At 71.6% G+C, this 18,388-nt stretch carries 16 protein-coding genes; 8 read left to right on the forward strand and 8 right to left on the reverse strand.

What is annotated here, in order from left to right; translation table 11 throughout:
- Positions 1-193: 193 nt before the first annotated feature.
- From CH341_RS09820 to CH341_RS09835, 4 genes are all read right to left on the reverse strand, one after another.
- Positions 194-907, reverse strand: coding sequence for a DsbA family oxidoreductase (locus CH341_RS09820; RefSeq protein ID WP_111418857.1), 714 nt, complete (start codon positions 905-907; stop codon positions 194-196).
- Positions 908-1,077: 170 nt separating this feature from the next.
- Complete coding sequence (locus CH341_RS09825; RefSeq protein ID WP_111418858.1) at positions 1,078-2,346, reverse strand: GGDEF domain-containing protein; 1,269 nt, start codon at positions 2,344-2,346, stop codon at positions 1,078-1,080.
- A 30-nt stretch (positions 2,347-2,376) separates the two neighbouring features.
- A complete protein-coding gene (locus CH341_RS09830) occupies positions 2,377-4,008 on the reverse strand; it encodes an AMP-binding protein (protein ID WP_111418859.1) in 1,632 nt (543 codons plus the stop codon).
- Between the two features lie 66 nt (positions 4,009-4,074).
- On the reverse strand, positions 4,075-5,877 hold the full coding sequence (locus tag CH341_RS09835) for an extracellular solute-binding protein (protein ID WP_245430973.1): 1,803 nt from the start codon (positions 5,875-5,877) through the stop codon (positions 4,075-4,077).
- A 273-nt stretch (positions 5,878-6,150) separates the two neighbouring features.
- On the opposite strand from CH341_RS09835, the gene CH341_RS09840 reads away from it, so the two are divergent.
- Positions 6,151-7,008: an invasion associated locus B family protein gene (locus CH341_RS09840; protein WP_170149563.1), complete on the forward strand. Its 858-nt coding sequence runs from the start codon at positions 6,151-6,153 to the stop codon at positions 7,006-7,008.
- A gap of 265 nt (positions 7,009-7,273) precedes the next feature.
- Here CH341_RS09840 and hspQ read toward each other — a convergent pair whose 3' ends face one another.
- Positions 7,274-7,606 carry a heat shock protein HspQ gene (hspQ, locus tag CH341_RS09845; RefSeq protein WP_111418861.1) on the reverse strand — a complete coding sequence of 111 codons (333 nt, stop codon included), beginning with the start codon at positions 7,604-7,606 and terminating at the stop codon, positions 7,274-7,276.
- 80 nt (positions 7,607-7,686) lie between these two features.
- Entirely contained in the window at positions 7,687-8,730 is a 1,044-nt protein-coding gene (locus tag CH341_RS09850; RefSeq protein WP_111418862.1) for an HpcH/HpaI aldolase/citrate lyase family protein, read from the reverse strand.
- Between the two features lie 253 nt (positions 8,731-8,983).
- Here CH341_RS09850 and CH341_RS09855 point away from each other — a divergent pair, with 253 nt between their 5' ends.
- Complete coding sequence (locus CH341_RS09855) at positions 8,984-9,952, forward strand: AEC family transporter (RefSeq protein WP_111418863.1); 969 nt, start codon at positions 8,984-8,986, stop codon at positions 9,950-9,952.
- A gap of 124 nt (positions 9,953-10,076) precedes the next feature.
- Here CH341_RS09855 and CH341_RS09860 read toward each other — a convergent pair whose 3' ends face one another.
- A complete protein-coding gene (locus tag CH341_RS09860) occupies positions 10,077-11,300 on the reverse strand; it encodes a UbiH/UbiF family hydroxylase (protein WP_111418864.1) in 1,224 nt (407 codons plus the stop codon).
- Positions 11,301-11,508: 208 nt separating this feature from the next.
- Here CH341_RS09860 and CH341_RS09865 point away from each other — a divergent pair, with 208 nt between their 5' ends.
- From CH341_RS09865 to CH341_RS09890, 6 genes are all read left to right on the forward strand, one after another.
- Positions 11,509-12,573: a YeiH family protein gene (locus tag CH341_RS09865; protein ID WP_281022356.1), complete on the forward strand. Its 1,065-nt coding sequence runs from the start codon at positions 11,509-11,511 to the stop codon at positions 12,571-12,573.
- Positions 12,574-12,613: 40 nt separating this feature from the next.
- Positions 12,614-13,489: a LysR family transcriptional regulator gene (locus CH341_RS09870; RefSeq protein ID WP_111418866.1), complete on the forward strand. Its 876-nt coding sequence runs from the start codon at positions 12,614-12,616 to the stop codon at positions 13,487-13,489.
- A 126-nt stretch (positions 13,490-13,615) separates the two neighbouring features.
- Positions 13,616-14,551 carry a DUF2182 domain-containing protein gene (locus tag CH341_RS09875; RefSeq protein ID WP_111418867.1) on the forward strand — a complete coding sequence of 312 codons (936 nt, stop codon included), beginning with the start codon at positions 13,616-13,618 and terminating at the stop codon, positions 14,549-14,551.
- A gap of 156 nt (positions 14,552-14,707) precedes the next feature.
- Positions 14,708-15,460, forward strand: a complete 753-nt coding sequence (locus CH341_RS09880) for a TerC family protein (protein WP_111418868.1) — start codon at positions 14,708-14,710, stop codon at positions 15,458-15,460.
- Between the two features lie 198 nt (positions 15,461-15,658).
- The gene (locus CH341_RS09885; protein WP_111418869.1) at positions 15,659-16,636 is read left to right on the forward strand and encodes a quinone oxidoreductase family protein; all 978 of its coding nucleotides are present in this window, start codon (positions 15,659-15,661) and stop codon (positions 16,634-16,636) included.
- Positions 16,633-17,355 (forward strand): CPBP family intramembrane glutamic endopeptidase, encoded by a 723-nt coding sequence (locus CH341_RS09890; protein ID WP_111418870.1) that lies wholly within the window; start codon positions 16,633-16,635, stop codon positions 17,353-17,355. The genes CH341_RS09885 and CH341_RS09890 overlap by 4 nt, the downstream gene beginning before the upstream one ends.
- A gap of 60 nt (positions 17,356-17,415) precedes the next feature.
- Here CH341_RS09890 and CH341_RS09895 read toward each other — a convergent pair.
- Positions 17,416-18,388: FkbM family methyltransferase (locus tag CH341_RS09895; protein WP_210208239.1), on the reverse strand; the 973-nt coding region annotated here is incomplete at its 5' end.

Here is an 18,388-nt window from a genome sequence, read left to right on the forward strand (position 1 = left end):
CGGCACGAGGCCGGGCATGACGGGGTGAAATGCGGCGATCGGGGACACCGACCTCGTGCCCCGGACAAGGTGCAGCAGGCCGTAGGCCTGGTGCACCGCAGAGCCGGGGCCCAGGGGCCACACGGCACAACCTCGTACGATCGCCCTGGGTCCCGGCTCGCGGTGCGCTGCACCGCGTCCGGGACACGAGGCTTCAATACGGCCTTGCGTCCGGATCGGCGATCTCGCCCGCGGCGAGCTTCTTGTTGAACGCGTCCGCCGCCCGGCGGATCGCTTCGGCCAGGTACTCGGGCGACTGGGCGCCCGACACGGCGATCTGGCCGCCGAAGACGAAGCATGGGACGCCGTCGACGCCGGCGCGCTGGGCGGCCTCGGCTTCGGCCGTCACCACGTCCTCGTCCTCCGTGGTGGCGAGGCGCTGCGCGGTCGCATGCGGGTCGAGACCGACATCCGCAGCGGCGCGCAACAGCACGTCGCGTTGCGACAGATCCTGGCCTTCGGTGAAATAGAGATCCATCAGCCGCTGCTTCATGGCGCCGGCCTTCACCGGGTCTGCCTCGCCCGCCCATTTGATCAGCCGGTGGCAGTCGATGGTGTTGGGCTGGCGGGTGAGCTTGTCGATGGCGTAGACGAGGCCCTCGGCCTCGGCCGCCGCGACCATTCTCGGCGCGTTCGCCATGTAGCGTTCCACCGAGCCGAACTTCCGCTCCAGATAGTCGCGCCGGCTGATCCCCTCGCGCGGCACCCACGGGTTCAGAAAGTAGGCGCGCCAGCGCACCGTGATCGGGATGTCGGGCGTCATCGTCAGCGCCCGCTCCAGCCGCCGCTTGCCGATGAAGCACCACGGGCAGACCACGTCGGAGACGACGTCGATCGGCATTTTTGTGAGCACGGGGGTGTCGGTCATCGGAGGCTCCTGCGGTGAGGCACGGAACCGTAGCCCGGATGGCGCGTCAGCGAAATCCGGGGCGGCGTGTTCGGTCCCGCAGTCCGCTGGCTCCATGCGGGCTACGCCTCGTCACCCCCACCCGGCGAGCTTCGCTCGCCGACCCCCCCGGGGAGGTAAAAGGAAGACCATCACTCCGCCGCGAGCGGGGTCGGCTCGGAGACGCGGGCCAGCAGGGTCTCGACCGTGTCGGACGCCTTCAGTACGGCGAGCGTCACGGAGGCGTCGATGCGGGCCGTCGGGTCGTCGGCGGGCGCCAGCATGGTGTGGCGCAGCACGCTGGCGAGCCGCCGGGCGACCGCGTGGGCCTTTTCGAGCGGGGTCGCCGAGAACGCGACCAGAATGGAGCCGTCGCTCGCCCGGCAGGCGAAGTCGACATTGCGGACGAGCCGCACCGCGAGCCGCGCGGCATCCAGGCTGGCGCGCTGGTCGAGGGTCGGTGGAAACGAGAAGCGGGCGATCGAGAGCGCCTGACCGTGCGACTGCGCCTCGGTGACGGCGCGGGCGAGGTCGCGCAGGAAGCCGGCGACGGTGAACAGGCCGGTCGTCGGATCGACCAAACCCTGCGCATCGAGCGAGGCGAGCTGGCGCTTCAGCCGCGCCTCGAAGGCGTGCATGCGCACCAGCGGCAGGAGGCCGGCGACGACCGCGGCCGGCTCGCCCGAGAGGCCTTCGAGATTGGGCAGCCGCACCGCGTCGAAGGTCGCGGGCAGCTCGGGCAGCAGCGCCACCGGCAGGTCGCGGAAGCGCGCGTCCTCGGCGAGCGCGACCAGGAAGGCCTCCAGCGTGCGCGGCCCGAAGCCGTCGCCGATGACGATGCCGTCGACGTCGCGGGCGTTGAGATGGCGGGCCGCCGTCTCGATGCCGAGCGCGCCGATCAGGCCGAGCCGCTCGCCCACTGCGGTGCCGAGGCCCGGATAGGTGCGTCCGCGCCCGACCACCAGCACGGTCGCGTCGTCGAGCGGATCGTTGGCCGGCCACGTCGGCGCATCCGGATCCTTTTCGGAGAGAAGGGCGGCGCGACGCTCCACGGTCGCATGCAGGGTGCGCACCCGCTGCGCCGAGGCGAGGCGGGCGACGAGGCGCTCGCAGCTCGCGTCGGCGGCGATCGGCAGCACGTCGGGCAGATGCTCGCGCAATCCGTCGAGCGGAGCGGCCAGCACCGGCGTGAACACCGGAAAGGCGGCGATCGCCTGCGCGATCTTCTCGAAGGTCTTGGCCGGCACGACGTCGCCGGCCTGCGGCATCACGATGCCGACCGGCTCGGTGCGGGTCACCACGGCGGCCGCCTTCGACCACGGCGTGTCGACCACCGGACCGGCGCCCGCGGATTCGAGGGCATGCGCGAGAATCGGATCGACGTCCTCGGCGATGACCACGATCGGACCTTGAAGCGACATCGGCACTCCCTTCGCAGGATGCCATGCAGCCTATGCGGTTGCCGTTAACGGCGCGTCAACGCTTCCGTGAACCGAGGGAACGCGCGTCGCCGCCATCGGCTCGGACGGCTCGGAGGCGGTGCGGCGCTCGCGGAAGGCCGCGACCACCAGCGGCGAGATCCCGCGCGAGACGAGCGCGTCGCGGGTCGCGTCGCCGTGGCCCGCATGGCCGAACAGACGCTGGCCCATCAGGATGTCGGGCAGGGCGAGCAGCGTCGAGCCGGGCGCGATCTCGTCGGTGACGCGCTCGATCTCGGTGAGCGTCACGCGGTAGCCGCCGATCGAGACGAAGCCGGACGGCGGTGCCGTCACGGTCATGGCGCGGCTGTCCTTCTCGACCCGGCAGGGCTGGCGGGTGTCGACCCAACCGTCGGGCGCCACCTGCAGGAAGGGGGCAGAGCCGCGCTCGGCGCCCGACGGGAACGGAAAGCGCGGGACGATCGAGCCGCGCATCTTCAGCGTGCCGGTGTCGGAGCGGGCGATCTCGGCGACCAGCGTGGCGCCGGGCGTGGTGCGCGGCGCCGTCACGGCACCGTCGCAGACCGGGGCCGGGCGCCCGTCGGCGCCGCGCCGCGAGGCGACCAGCCCGGTCTCGCCGAACACCTGCAGGTCGACGAGGCTGCAGGCGCTCTTCGGCCAGTCGGCGGCGGCCGCGAGGCGCTCCGGTGTGCGCCACACCGCGATCACGCCCTGCAGCTTCGGCGCCTTCGCCAGGATGCCGGCCTCGAGCAGGCGATGCGCGAGCGGGCCGGGCAGGGTGACGACGCGGCCGTCCAGGTTCTCGAGCTGGCGCCCCAGCTCGGCGGTGTCGAACGGCACGTGCAGGGCCAGCGTGCCGCCGAGCAGCAGCCACGGCACGAGCCCGGTCGACAGGCCGGCCAGCGACGACGGCTGCAGCGTCGAGACCACGGTCGTGCCGTGCTCCATCCGGCATTCCAGCGCGATCGAGAGACCGGCGGCGAGCAGCTCGACATGGCTGCGCGCGACCGCGACGGGTCCGCCCAGATCGGTGTCGAAGGTGACGACGGCGACATGCGCGGCCGGATTGACGGGCCGTTCCACGGCCGCGATCCGGCCCGGCGTCGTCGTGGTCAGCAGCGAATCCATCGGCACGGCGCCGTCCGGAAGATCGGAGCCGAAGACGCAGACGCTGCGCACCGTGAAGGTGTCGGCGGCCGCCAGCACGGCGACCTCGGCGGGCGACGTGTCGCCGACGCGGCCGCCCGCGATCACGGCCTTGGCGCTGACCCGGCCGAGCGCCGCGGCGAGCTCGGCGCGGCGCCACAGCAGCGGCAGCGGCGCCGCGATCATGCCGGCGCGCAGCACGCCGAGGATCGCGAGAATCTGCTCGGCCGTGTTGGGAAGCTGCAGCGCCACCACGCTGTCGGTCGACAGGCCGAGCATGCGCAGGCGATGCGCGATCGCCGAGACGATACGATCGACCTCGGCCCAGGTCAGCCGCAGCGGCGCGCCACCCGCCGTCGTCTCACGATGGCCGCCGTCGACCAGCGCCAGCGCGTCCGGCGCGCGGGCGAGCGCGCGGGCGATCAGGTCGTCCAACGTGACCCGGCCGGCATGCTGGGCGAGCGTCAGCTCGTCGGGTGAGGAATCGCCGAGAATCATGGCCGCATCCTTGCGCGCGCGTCGGGCCTCGGTGGGCCGACCCGAATCGTCACGCAACGAGAGTATCTAGCGGCCGGGCTCGCGCCACCATGTTTCAGGCAGCCAGCCATACAGGGACGTCGTGGCGGGGTGGCGCACGCGGTCCCACCGCGCCACCCATTGGCTCGGCAGGTGATAGAGCGGCACGACGTACTGACCCGAGATCAGCACGCGATCGAGCGCCCGCACGGCGGACACGAAGCTTTCGCGCGAGGTCGCTTCCAGCATGGCGGCGATCATGGCGTCGGCGGCCTTCGAGCGGACGCCCATGTAGTTGCGGCTGCCGTGCTCGTCGGCGGCGGCCGAGCCCCAGTAGAAGGCCTGCTCGTTGCCGGGCGAGAGCGACTGGTCCCAGCGGTTCGGGATCATGTCGAAGTCGAACTGGATGCGGCGCTGCTCGAACTGCACCTGGTCGACCACCCGGATGGTCGGCTCGATGCCGGCCCGTTTCAGCGTGCGCACGAAGGCGAGCGCCAGGCGCTCCTGATCCTTGGTCGTGACCAGGATCTCGAAGCCGAACGGCCGCCCGGTGGCCTTGTCGCGCAGCTTCTGGCCCTCCAGCACCCAGCCGGCCGCGGCGAGCAGGTCGAGCGCCGCCTTCAGCCCGGCGCGGTCGCGGCCGGAGCCGTCGGTCGCCGGCGGCGACCAGGTGCCGGCCATCACGTCGGGGGTGACGGCGTCCGGGAACGGGGCCAGGAGGGCGCGCTCGGTCGCGTCGGCCGGGCGGCCGCGATGCGACAGCTCGCTGCCCTCGAAATAGCTGCCGGTCCGGCGGTAGCGGTCGAAGAACAGGTTGTGGTTGATCCACTCGAAGTCGAACAGCCGGACGATCGCCTCGCGCACCCGGATGTCGGCGAAGACGGGCCGGCGGGTGTTGAACACGAATGCCTGCATGCCGCGCGGCAGCCCGGTCGGAAACTCCTCCTTGACGACGCGACCGTCGCGCGCCGCCGGAAAGCCGTAGGCGGTCTCCCAGCGGCCCGGGTCGGTCTCCGGGTGGATGTCGTAGAGGCCCTTCCGGAACGCCTCGAAATACGCGTTGTCGTCGCGATAGAAGTCGATCCGCACGGAATCGAAGTTCCACATCCCGCGATTGACCGGCCGGTCGCGGCCCCACCATCGCGGGCTGCGCGCGAACGTCACGCTCTTGCCGGCGTCGACCTCGGCGACGACATAGGGCCCGCTGCCGACCGGCGGCTTGAGCGAGGTCTCCTCGAAATGCTCCGGATCCACCGCATGGCGCGGCAGGACCGGCATCAGGCCGAGAATCATCGGCAGCTCGCGGTCGTTGCTGCCGGCGAGGTCGAACCGCACGGTGCGGGCGTCGAGCGCCTCGGCCTTCGCCACCTTGGCGTAGTAGGTGCGGTAGTTCGGCCGGCCTTTGTCGCGCAACAGCTGCCAGGAGAACAGGACGTCCGCGGCCGTCACCGGCGTGCCGTCGGAAAACGCCGCTGCGGGATCGATCGTGAAGGTCACGAAGGTCCGTCCCGGGTCCGTCTCGACCCGGCTCGCCAGCGAGCCGTAGAGCGTGAACGGCTCGTCGTAGCCGCGGGTGAGCAGGCTCTCGTAGACGTGGCCGCGCACCGCCTGCACCGGCACGCCGCGGACGATGAAGGGATTCAGGCTGTCGAAGCTGCCCAGCACGGCCTGGGTGAGGCGGCCGCCCTTGGGGGCCGCCGGATCGGCATAGCGGAACGCCTGGAAGTCCGGGGGCAGGGCCGGCGCCCCGTGCATGGCGATCGCATGGGTCGGCTCCGCCGCGCGCCCGCTGCTCGACGGCCCGACCACCAGCCCCAGGGCGGCGAGGCCCAGCGCGGCACGCCGGCCCATCGAGGCCCAGGTGGCAGGGACAGGGCGCGGCAACGATCCGATTCGGCGCATGGCCGAGGCTATCACACGCACTCGGGCACCCCCGTGGCGAGAGGTGGGAAAATGCAGCGCGCCAAACCCGAAAGCCTCGATCGCGACAGGGCCCCGGAGCGGCAAAGGTCACTTTACTGCCGCATTTAGACGGTGTTACAGCCCTCGCCAGGGGACGCGCGTCGCCCGCCGGTACATTACGACACGGCCACAGCTGCGACACGGCAACTAAAGAGGATTTCGATGACCCGTCTGAGCCCACTCGCACCGGCTCGCCCGGTGCGGCGATCGCTTTTGAAGGCAACGGCGGCGCTCGTCTCGATCTCCGCAGTCACGATGGCCGGTGTGGTCCTGGCTCAGGCGCAGCAGCCCGCTCAACCGGCGCAGCCTGCGCCGGCCCGTCCGGCGCCCGCCCGTCCGGCGCAGCCCGCCCAGCCGGCTCGCCCGCCGGCCGCGGCCCAGCCGCAGCGCCCGGCCGCGCCGCAGGCGCAGCAGCCCGCGGCCCCGGCGGCGCCGGCCCAGCAGCAGGCCCAGCCGGGCCAGCAGCAGATGCCGCAGCTCATCTACTCGCCGTGGGCGAAGTTCTGCGGCAAGGGTCAGGACGCCAACGCCAAGCAGGTCTGCTTCACCGGCAAGGACGCCCGCACCGAGGCCGGCCAGCCCGTGGTCGCCGCCGCGCTGATCGAGCCGGACGGCGAGCCCAAGAAGCTGTTCCGCATCACCCTGCCGTCGCCGCTGCAGCTCCAGTACGGCACCCGCCTGATCATCGATCAGCAGCAGCCGATGACCGGCCCGTTCTTCACCTGCTTCGCCAACGGCTGCATGGCCGACTACGAAGCGACCGCCGACATGGTCACCAAGCTGAAGGGCGGCCAGCTCCTCACCATCCAGGCCATCAATCTGGCCGGCGCGGCGATCAGCTTCCCGCTGCCGCTGACCGACTTCAAGAAGGCCAACGAGGGCGCGCCGACCGACCCGAAGGTGTTCGAGGAGCAGCAGAAGAAGCTCCAGGAGGAGCTCCAGAAGCGGGCCGAGGAGGCGCGCAAGAAGCTGGAGGGCCAGGGCGGCGCCCCGGCCGCGGGAGCCCAGCCGGGCCGCTGACCCAGAGTCTCAGCAAGTTCGAAGAAGCGCGCCGGGAGGCGCGCTTTTTTGTTGGTGGCGGGCGATCCGGGTCCGCTTTCATCGTCATGGTGAGGAGGCCGCGAAGCGGCCGTCCCGAACCTTGCGGCCCCAAGCGGCGCAGCCTCGACCACATCCTTCGAGCCCGGCCGTCGGCCGGGCGCCTCAGGATGAGGAGCGATGGCTGCGGCGCGACATCAGGCCATGGGTCGGCCGAGCGAAGCGCGCCCGCCTGCTCCGCCACGCCTCAGTTCAGCACCTCGAAGCGGCGGCGGTAGGAGCCGTCCTCGCTGCGCTCGAACACCTCGGAGACCTGCGGATGGCGGACCGGCTCGCCCGATTCGTCGGGCAGCAGGTTCTGCTCCGAGACGTAGGCGATGTACTCGGTCTCGGCGTTCTCGGCGAACAGATGGTAGAACGGCTGGTCCTTGTGCGGCCGCACCTCTTCGGGGATCGCCTCGTACCACTCGTCGGTGTTGGCGAAGACCGGGTCGACGTCGAAGATCACGCCCCGGAACGGATAGATCCGGTGCTTCACAACCTGGCCGATCGTGTACTTGCCGACGCGCGCTCTGTTCATCGCGGAAAACTAGCCCAGCTTCGGCCCGGGGAACAGCCTCCCGGGCCGTCGTCCGCCGCAACCCAGGGTCACGCCCCGGATTACAGGCCATAGCGGGCCGCCATCTCCGGGTCCTTGGCGGCGACCAGGCGGGCGAGGTCGACTACGACCTTGGCCTGCTTCCAGGTGGCGTCGTCCTGCATCTTGCCGTCGATCATCACGGCGCCCGAGCCGTCCGGCATCGCCTCGAGGATGCGGTGGGCGAGCTTGACCTCGGCCGGATCGGGCGAGAACACCCGCTTGGCGATGTCGATCTGCGAGGGGTGCAGCGACCACGCCCCGGCGCAGCCGAGCAGGAAGGCGTTGCGGAACTGGGCTTCGCAGGCGTCCGGGTCGGAGAAGTCGCCGAACGGGCCGTAGAAGGCCTTGATGCCGGCCGCCGCGCAGGCGTCGACCATGCGGGCCAGCGTGTAGTGCCACAGATCCTGCTGGAACGCCGTCCGCGGGCCGCCCTCGGCGGTCGCGTCCGCCAGGACCTTGTATTCGGGATGGCCGCCGCCGACCCGGGTGGTCTTCATGGCGCGCGAGGCGGCGAGGTCGGCCGGGCCGAGGCTCATGCCGTGCATGCGCGGCGAGGCGGTGGCGATCGCCTCGACATTGTTGACCCCCTCCGGGGTCTCCAGGATGGCGTGGATGAAGATCGGCTTGCGCAGGCCGAAGCGCGCCTCGAGCTGCGCCAGGAGCTGGTCGAGATAGTGGATGTCCCACGGCCCCTCGACCTTGGGGATCATCACCACGTCGAGCTTGTAGCCGACCGCCTCGACGATCTCCATGAGGTCGTCCAGCACCCACGGCGAGTTGAGCGCGTTGATGCGCACCCACAGGCCGGTGGCGCCGAAATCGTTCGCCCGCGCCATCTCGATGAAGCCGCGGCGGGCCTCCTCCTTGGCGTCGGCCGGAATCGCGTCCTCGAGATTGCCGAGCACCACGTCGACCTGGCCGGTCAGCTCGCGGACCTTGGCCCGCAGCTTCTCGATGTGGGGCGGCACGAAGTGGATCATCCGTTCGAGCCGCACCGGGAGCTCGCGGCACGGCGCCGGTGCGCCGATGGCGAGCGGCTTGTAGAAGTTGCGTGGGAGTTTCATCGACCCTGTTCCGCCGTTGGGCCCCTCGGGGACGCGGACGCGCGCGACGCCCATCTGCCGGACGCGCCGCAAGTTCTGCATGGGATGCCTGCGCGCTGACCGCTGCGCCGGACGCCCGGAAATGCTCTAAGTAGGATCGCGAGATCGCAAGACCGTCCCGCCAACCTAGAGGAAGCCGCGGCGTCCGCCAAGCCGGCGGGAGTCGCCGCACCGTGCAACCTTCGTCCGAGCGAGCCACGCGTGTGACCGCCGCATGATCGACGTCCTCAACCTCGCGCTTCCGTTCTTCGGGCTCATCTTTCTCGGCATGGCCTGCGGCCGCTACGCCGCCCGCATCCCGGACTCCGGCCTCGCCTGGATGGACTTCTTCGTCGTCTACGTGGCGCTGCCGGCGCTGTTCTACCGGGTCCTGTCGCAGACGCCGGCCGACCAGCTCGGCCAGGTGACGTTCATCGTCGGCACCACGCTGGCGACCTTCGCGGCCTTCGTGGTGACGTTCGTTCCGGCGCTGCTGCTGCAGCGCGGGCGCCTGCCCGAGGCGACCATCATCGGTCTCGCCGGCTCGTTCGGGAATGTCGGTTACATGGGGCCGGGCCTCGCCGTCTCGGCGCTCGGCACCGAGGCGGCCGCACCGGTGGCGCTGATCTTCTGCTTCGACACCCTGCTGGTGTTCTCGCTGGCGCCCTTCCTGATGGCGCTGTCGCGCAGCGGCGGCGGCAAGGGCGCGCTCGCGACGCTTTGGCTGGTGGTCCGCCGGATCGCCCTGCATCCCTTCATCGTCGCGAGCGTGCTCGGCGTGCTGTCGGCGGCGCTGGAGATCCGACCGCCGGTGGCGCTCGACCGGCTGCTTCAGTTTCTCCAGAACGCCGCGGCGCCCTGCGCGCTGTTCGCGCTCGGCGTCACCGTGGTGATGCGCCCGATCGACGCCGTCACGGTCGAGCTGCCCATCGCCATCGGGGTGAAGCTGCTGGTCCACCCGGTCATCGTGCTGGTGCTGCTGTCGCTGCTCGGCCCGTTCGCCGAGACCTGGGTCTACACGGCCGTGCTGCTCGCCGCCTTGCCGACCGCGCTCAGCATCTTCGTGCTGGCCCGCCAGTACGACACCTGGGTGGCCGAGGCGTCGAGCCTGGTGATGTACGGGATCGTCATCTCGGTCTTCACCGTCACGGCGGTGCTGTGGCTGATCAAGACCCACCGCCTGCCGCTGAACATCTTCGGGTAGGGGCCCTGGTCATTCCGGGGCGCGCTGAAAGCGCGAACCCGGAATCCAGCCCCGCGCTCCGAGATCGCGGCTGGATTCTGGGTTCGCCGCTGCGCGGCGCCCCGGAATGACCCTTTCCAAGCTGCTATCCCAGCGGCTCGCCGCGCAGCAGCTTCGGCTCGGCCGTCGCCGGGGCGACGCCCTCGCGCATGACGGCGCGGCGGAGCGGGCCGAGCCGCGACAGCAGCCACAGGCCGGCGCCGCGGACGCCCTGGACCGGCAGGAGGTCGCTTAGCAGGCTGCGGTTGAGGAGGTCGACGGCGAGCGTCCGGCTGGTGACGTCGGTGCGCCGGCGCCGGTCGTAGTCGGACGTGACCTCCGGTCCGCCCGGGTCGCGCCCGTCGCGGCGGGCATCGGCGACCAGCTCGGCCACCGTCGCCGCATCGCGAAAGCCGAGATTGAGGCCCTGGGCGCCGATCGGCGGAAAAACATGGGCGGCTTCGCCGACCAGCACGACGCGGCTCGCCCCGAAGCACTCGGCCGTCTCGGCGGAGAGCGGGAAGACGCCGCGGTCAGGCTCGACCGTGACCCGGCCGAGGATCGAGTGCGAGCGCCGCTCCATCTCGGCGTCGAGCGCGGCGGCGTCCAGCGCCTGCAGGCGCTCGGCCTCACGGGGCGCCACGACGCACACCACGCTGACCCGGCGGCCGGGCAGGGGCACGAGCGTGAACGGGCCATGGCCCGAATGGAATTCGGTCGAGATGTCCTGGTGGTCGCGGGACGTCTTCAGGTTGAAGGTGAGGGCCGTCTGAGGGTAGCTCCAGCCGCGCGTGGAGATCCCGGCGGCCTCCCGGCAGACCGAGCGCCGGCCGTCCGAGGCGACCGCCAACCGCGCCGTCACGATACGGCCGTCCGCCATCCCGACCGTGACGCTGTCCTCGGCCACCGCGACGGCCGTCGCGTCCTCGCGGATCACCGAGAGGTTCTGCAGGGTCGCGGCCCGCGCTTCCAGGGCGGTGACGAGGTCGCGGTTGGCGATGTTCCAGCCGAACGCGTCGAGGCCGATCTCGGTCGCCTCGAACCGCACCTCGGGGGCCCGCCACAGCCGCCCGGTGTCGTCGACGATGCGCAGGGTGCGCAGCGGCGCGGCCGCCTCCCGGCACCCGTCCCAGACCCGGAGCGCCTTCAGGGCATCGACCGACCCGGCCAGCAGCGCCGTCGTCCGGTTGTCGCGCACGACCGGGCGCCCGGCGACCAGCACGGTGGCGGCCCCGGTGGAGGCGACCGCGACGGCCGCCATCAGCCCGGCCGGCCCGCCGCCGACCACCACCACGTCGCACGCCACTGCTCCGGCTCCGTCTGCCGTCATGGAAAGGCATCCTCTATTCCGGGGCCGCGAGGAGACCCGGTCGGCACCATCATAGTCGATCCGCGGCGGCGAGGCGAAGCCGCCGGATGTCGCTCCCGGGGACGGCGGGTCGATTAATCGGATTTACAGAACGGAACAAGCAGAATAACCCGTTTGATCGATCGACTGGCCAACGCTTCTCTGGTCGCACCACGCGAAGGAGATGCCGATGCCGCCCGTCCCGGATGCCGCCCGATGCTCGACACCGTCCGTCCCGCCAAAAATCCTCTCGCATCGCCGCCTGTGGCCCGGCCTGGCGCTCGCCGGCGGCGTCGCCGTGGCGGCGATGGCCTTGCGCAGGCTGCCGGGCGTCGCGGTGCTCAGCCCGATGATCCTGGCCATCGTCATCGGCGTCGCAGTGCGCAACCTGGTCGGCACGCCTGCCTCGGCGCGGCCCGGGCTCGGCGTCGCGATGCGGCCGGTGCTGCGGGTCGCGATCGTGCTGCTCGGCCTGCAGCTCACAGTGGCCGACATCGTCGAGCTCGGCTGGTCGAGCGTGGCGATCCTGGCGGCGACGCTCGCCGCCACCTTCCTGTTCACGGTGTGGCTGGGCCGGCGGCTCGGCGTCGAGCCGGGGCTCGCCCGGCTGGTGGCGGCCGGCACCTCGATCTGCGGGGCCTCGGCCGTGGTGGCGGCCAACACGGCGACGCGGGCGAGCGACGAGGACGTCGCCTATGCGGTCGCCTGCGTCACCCTGTTCGGCTCGCTCGCCATGGTGATCTATCCGATGCTGCCGAACGTGCTGCATCTCGGTCCGCGCGCCTACGGCCTGTGGGCCGGCGCCTCGATCCACGAGATCGCCCAGGTGCTGGCGGCATCGTTCCAGGCGGGCGGGGAGGCCGGCCATGTCGGCACCATCGCCAAGCTGTCGCGCGTCACGATGCTGGCGCCCGTCGTGCTGCTGCTCGGCGTCTGGACGGCGCGGGCCGGCGGCTGGGCCGCGTCGGGCCGGGCGGAGCAGGGCGGGGCGGCGGGGCGCCCGCCGGTGCCGTGGTTCGTGTTCGGGTTTCTGGCGCTGTGCGGCCTCAACAGCGTGATCGCCGTCGATCCGGAGGTGCGTGGCTGGATCGTGCTCGCCACCACGGTGCTGCTGACCGTCGCGCTCGCCGCCATGGGGCTGGAAACCGACATCCGCAGGCTCGCCGCCAAGGGCCTGCGGCCGCTTCTGCTCGGCGCCGCCGCGACGGTGTTCATCGCGGCCTTCAGCCTGGGGCTGATCGAGATCTTCGGCTGACCGGCCGGCGCTGCCGGGCCGCCTGCGCGACGAGGCGGCCGTGACGCTGGAGCAGCTCCGCATCTTCGTCGCCGTGGCCGAGCGCCAGCACATGACCCGCGCCGCCGAGGCGCTCGGTCTCGTCCAGTCGGCGGTCAGCGCCGCCGTCGCGGCGCTGGAGGCGCGCCACGCCACCGTGCTGTTCCACCGGGTCGGCCGGCGCATCGAGCTGACCGAGGCCGGCCACGTCTTCCTGCCCGAGGCCAAGGCCGTGCTGGCCCGCGCCGCCGCCGCCGAGCTGGCGCTGGCCGAGACCGGCGGTCTCGCCCGCGGCAGCCTGACGATCGCGGCGAGCCAGACCATCGCCGGCTACTGGCTGCCGTCGCGCCTGGTGCAGTACCGGCAGGCGCATCCGCGGATCGCGGTCCGGCTGGTGGTCGGCAACACGGCCCAGGTCGCCGAGGCCGTGGTCGACGGCACCGCCGACCTCGGCCTCGTCGAGGGCGCGATCGACGTGCCGGCCCTGAGCGAGCGGCGCTTCGCCGGCGACCGGCTGATCCTCGTGGTTCCGCCCGGCCATCCGCTCGCCGGCAGGCCGGTGCTCGAGCCGGCCGACCTCGCAGATGCCGACTGGATTCTGCGCGAGCCGGGCTCCGGCACCCGCTCGGAGTTCGAGGAGGCGCTGCGGGCGGCCGGCCAGGACCCGGCGCGGCTGCGGATCGCCCTCGAGCTGCCGTCCAACGAGGCGGTGCGAGCCGCCGTCGAGGCGGGCGGGGGCGTCACGGTGGTGTCCGAGCTGGTCGCCGCGTCCGGGCTGCAGTCCGGGCGGCTCAAGCGCGCCGCCTACGCGTTGCCGCTGCGCGACTTCCACCTGCTCCGTCACCGCGAGCGGTACCACAGCATGGCGGCGCGGGCGTTCGTCGCGCTGGTGGACTGAGCGCCGGCCCGGCGCCGTCTTCTGCGAGGTCCGCAGCCGCCCGCATGCGCGACCCGGTCGAATGCGCTATGGACGATGTGTGGCGACCCCCCGCAGCCGCCGGCCAGGCCGGCCCCGAGCCCGATCATGACCGACACCGCGCAGCGTTCCGACCTTGTCGACCCGCCGAGCGGCCCGCCCGAGGTGTCGCTGCTCGCCCGCCCGGTCGTCGTCGCGCTCGCCTGCCTGGTGGTGCTCGCGGGGCTGGGCTGGGTCTATCTTGGGCTGATGGTCGCCGGCATGGCCGGCACCGGTTCGGCCGCCGCGATGGGCCCGGGCATGGGCCTGTTCGACCTGATCACCGGCGGCGTGCCGCTCGACGGCTTCGCCAAGGCGCTGGCAGAGGCGATCTGCAGCCCGAGCTTCGGCCACCACGGCGGCGGGGCGGCGGAGCTCGTCACGCTGGCCGGCATGTGGTCCGCCATGGCGCTCGCCATGATGCTCCCGACCGCCGGCCCGATGATCCTCACCTATGCCGAGATCGCCGCCACGGCGGCGCGCCGCGGCGAACCGACCGTCTCACCGGTCGCCCTGATCGTCGGCTATGCGGGCGTGTGGCTCGCCTTCGCGCTGGTCGCCGCCGCCGTCCAGGCCGGCCTCGCCCGCCTCGCGCTCCTCGATCCGGCGATGTCCTCGGCGAGCCCGCTGTTCTCCGGCGCCGTGTTCGTCGGGGCCGGCGTCTACCAGTTCTCGCCGCTGAAATACGCCTGCGTGACGCGCTGCCAGCGGCCGTTCCCGTTCTTCCTGCTGCACTGGACCAGCCGGGCCGGCGGCGTCGTCCGGCTCGGCATGCGGCAGGGGCTGCTCTGCCTCGGCTGCTGCTGGGCCATGATGCTGGTGATGTTCGCGGTCGGGGTCATGAACGTGGTCTGGATGGCGCTGCTCGGCATCGTCATGGGGGCCGAGAAGATCGCCGTGACGACGCGGTTCAGCAAGGCGATCGGCGTGGTGTTCCTGCTGATCGGCGCCTGGATGATCGGCGACGCCGTGGTCGCCCACTGGCCGGCGGCCCGGGCGGGGTAGCCGGCGGCACGGCCGGATGCGGCAGGCCGACGCGGCCCGACGCCGCAGGGCGGAACTCTTGCGTCCGGCCGGACCTCCCCGGATAACCCCGAGTACCCGCACACCCCCGCCGCCGTTCGATCGACGCCGGTCCGACCCGAGAGAGCCGAGCCGCCGATGCTGGACCTGCTGACCGACCCCGCCGCCTGGGCCGCGCTGGTGACCCTGAGCGCCCTGGAGATCGTCCTGGGCATCGACAACGTCGTCTTCATCTCGATCCTGGTCTCCCGCCTCGACCCGAAGATCGCCGACCGGGCCCGCCAGCTCGGCCTTGGGCTGGCGCTGGTCTTCCGCATCCTGCTGCTGTTCACGCTGACCTGGCTGATGGGGCTGTCGGAGCCGCTGTTCTCGGCGGTCGGCCGGTCGTTCTCGTGGCACGACATCATCCTGATCGCCGGCGGCCTGTTCCTGATCGCCAAGGCGACCCACGAGATGCACGCCGAGATCGAGGCGGCCGACGATGCCGAGGAGCCCGGCGCCGCCGAGGTCATCAAGGCCTCGTTCGCGATGATCATCGCCCAGATCATCGTCATCGACCTGGTCTTCTCGATCGACTCGATCGTCACCGCCATCGGCATGGCGCAGGACATCCGCATCATGGTGATGGCCGTGCTGATCGCGGTCGCCGTGATGTACATCGCCTCCGGGCCGGTCGCCCGGTTCGTGGCGGCGCATCCGACGACCAAGATGCTGGCGCTCGCCTTCCTGGTGCTGATCGGCGTCGCCCTGGTCGCCGACGGCTTCGAGTTCCACATCCCGCGCGGCTACATCTACTTCGCCATGGCGTTCGCCGGGGCGGTGGAGACGTTCAACATCATCGCGGTCCGCAAGCGCCGCCGCCGCCGGATGGTCGAGCCGAAGCCACACTGAGCGGCGTCCGGCGGCGCCGGACGTTGTCCCGTCGCGCCTTCGGCACATGACAGGATTGCCGCGACGCGAGCGGCGCGCACGCCGCTTGCACCCGGGCGGCGACTTCCTATGATCGCGCTCCCGGCGGCCTCCGCCGTCGCTCGTCCGCACAATCGGCCCGGGCCGATCGTCCCGGGATGCAATCCGAAGGAGACTCCCATGGTGGCTGCCGTGCGCGTGCACAAGGTCGGCGGACCCGAGGTGCTGACCTACGAGGACGTCGACGTTCCGGCGCCGGGCCCGGGCCAGATCCGCATCAAGCAGGCGGCCTGCGGGATCAACTTCATCGACACCTATTTCCGCCAGGGCATGTATCCGTCGCCGGTCGGGCTGCCGTTCATCGCCGGCAACGAGGGCTCCGGCACCGTCACCGAGGTCGGGCCCGACGTGACCGGCTTCAAGGTCGGCGACCGCATCGCCTATGTGGTCCCGCTCGGCGCCTATGCGGCCGAGCGCCTGCTGCCTGCCGCCCGGGCCCTCAAGGTGCCGGACGGCGTCGACCTCGCCGAGGCCGGCGGCATGATGCTCAAGGGAATGACGGTCTGCTACCTGCTGCGCCGGACCTTCAAGGTCGCCAAGGGCAACACCATCCTGATCCACGCCGCCGCCGGCGGCGTCGGCCAGATCGCCTGCCAGTGGGCGCACCACCTCGGCGCCACCGTGATCGGCACGGTCGGCACCAAGGAGAAGGGCGAGCTCGCCAAGGCGAACGGCTGCGACCACGTCGTCTACTACCAGGAGGAGGACTTCGTCGCCCGTGTGAAGGAGATCACCGGCGGGGCGCTGTGCGACGTCGTCTACGACGGCGTCGGCAAGACGACGTTCCCGGCCTCGCTCGACTGCATCCGGCCGCTCGGCCTGTTCGTCAGCTTCGGCAGCGCCTCGGGCCAAATCGACGCGTTCAACATCAACATCCTCCAGGCCAAGGGCTCGCTGTTCGCGACGCGGCCGACCCTCAACCATTACGCGGCGAGCCGCGCCGACCTCGAGGGGCTGGCCAACGAGCTGTTCGAGGTGGTGCGGAGCGGTGCCGTAAAGATCCCGGTCCAGAAGAGCTACGCGCTGAAGGACGCCCGGCAGGCCCATATCGACCTCGAATCGCGGGCGACCACCGGCTCGTCGATCCTGGTGCCTTGAGGGCCCCCGAAAGCGCCCAGGCCCAGCCCTGGGGCATCCTGGCGACCATCGCCATCGCGGTCCTGGCGTTCGCGCTGGGGCAGGCGGTGGCGGCGGTCGGCCTGTCGGCGTGGCTGAGCCCGGCCGCCCTGGCGGGACCGGCCTTGCCGGCGGACGGCATCGCCGTCGCGCTCGTGGTGATCGCCGCCAACCTGATCCAGACCGTCACCCTGGTGCTGGCGGCGCGCGTACGCTCGGACAGCGTGCTCGACTATCTCGGCCTCGACCTGCCGGCACGCCGTGATCTCCTGATCGGGCTCGCCAGCCTGGTGGCCCTGGTGGTCGTCGCCGACGCGGCGACGCTCGCCGCCGGCCGCGACCTCGTGCCGCCGGTCCAGATCGCCACCTATCGCAGCGCCGCGCAGCAGGGCGTGCTGCCGTTCCTGTGGTTCGCCCTGGTGATCGTCGCGCCGATCGGCGAGGAGCTCCTGTTCCGCGGCTTCGTGTTCCGCGGCTGCGCCCGCTCCGACACCAGCGCGATGCCGACCATCGTGTTCACCGGGTTCATCTTCGCCTTGCTGCACGTGCAGTACGACTGGGTCGGCATGGCGCTGATCTTCCTGGTCGGCCTGCTGCTCGGCTGGCTGCGCTGGCGCAGCGGCTCGACCACGCTGGTGATCCTGCTCCACCTCCTCCTCAATCTGGAGGGGACGATCGAGACCATGCTGATGGCGGGGTAGGGCGAAGCACCGGGAGTCTCCCGAGTGTCGCGTCGGCGCCGCGGCCGAAAGGCGAAAAGCTCACTCGTCGTATATCTGGCCGCCGTCGTAGCCGCAGGCGATGCGGCCGAGGGCGAACCGGAAGGCGTCGCTGCCGGGAACGGGCAGGGGGCTCGGCGGGGCTGTCCCGGCGGCACGTCCGCGTTCGAGGATCGCGGCCAATGTCTGGTCGTCGAGCCAGGGCAGGCTCGCCAGGAAGCCGCGGACCAGGGTTCCGGCCAGCGCGTGGTCCGGATGCGTGGCGTTCTCGGGCGCGCGGCCGATCTCGTACATGTGGCGGACCGCGTGCCAGTCGGCGCGCTGCTTCGGAATCCGCTCGAACACGTCGGGACATTCGGCCGCGACGTAGAAGCGGTTGAGTGTGTCGTCGAGCGCGAAGCGGTAGCCGTTGGCGAGCAGCAGCGGCTCCCAGGCCTCGAAGGTCGGCGCATTGGTCACCGGCGCGACCGCCTCGACCAGCACCAGCTTCGGCCGGTACCGGCTCCAGTCGTTGCCGGCCAGCACGTCGGCCTCGCCACCCTCGACGTCGACCTTGAGCAGGTCGATGTCGGTCATCCCGTGTGTCGCGAGCAGGGTCGCCAGCGTCGTCATCGGCAGGCGCTCGGTCGAGAAGGCGGCGCCGAAATTCTCCGCCGTGCGGGCGTGAGCCTCGACCGTGGTGGAGAACCCGTGCAGCCGGTCGACCTTGTGGAAATCGGCCTCGCCGTCGCTGCGCCCGACCAGCGCGCCGACCGCGAGATCGCGCGGCCGCAGCCGGCCGTAGAGCGCGAGCAGATCCGACTGCGGCTCGACCACCAGGCCGCGCCAGCCGCGTTCGTACAGCCAGAACGTGACGTTGTCGGCGACCGGATGTCCGGCCCCGATGTCGACATAGGTCCCGCTCGTCCGTCCGCCGAAGGCGAGCCAGACGTGATAGTCCTCGAGGTTCTGGGTGTAGGAGAGATCCACGGCGCCGTCCCCTGACGATGAGGGGCCGAGTGGATCACGCCGGCGC

Origin of the sequence: Rhodoplanes roseus (assembly GCF_003258865.1) — a bacterium.
GTDB lineage: Bacteria > Pseudomonadota > Alphaproteobacteria > Rhizobiales > Xanthobacteraceae > Rhodoplanes > Rhodoplanes roseus.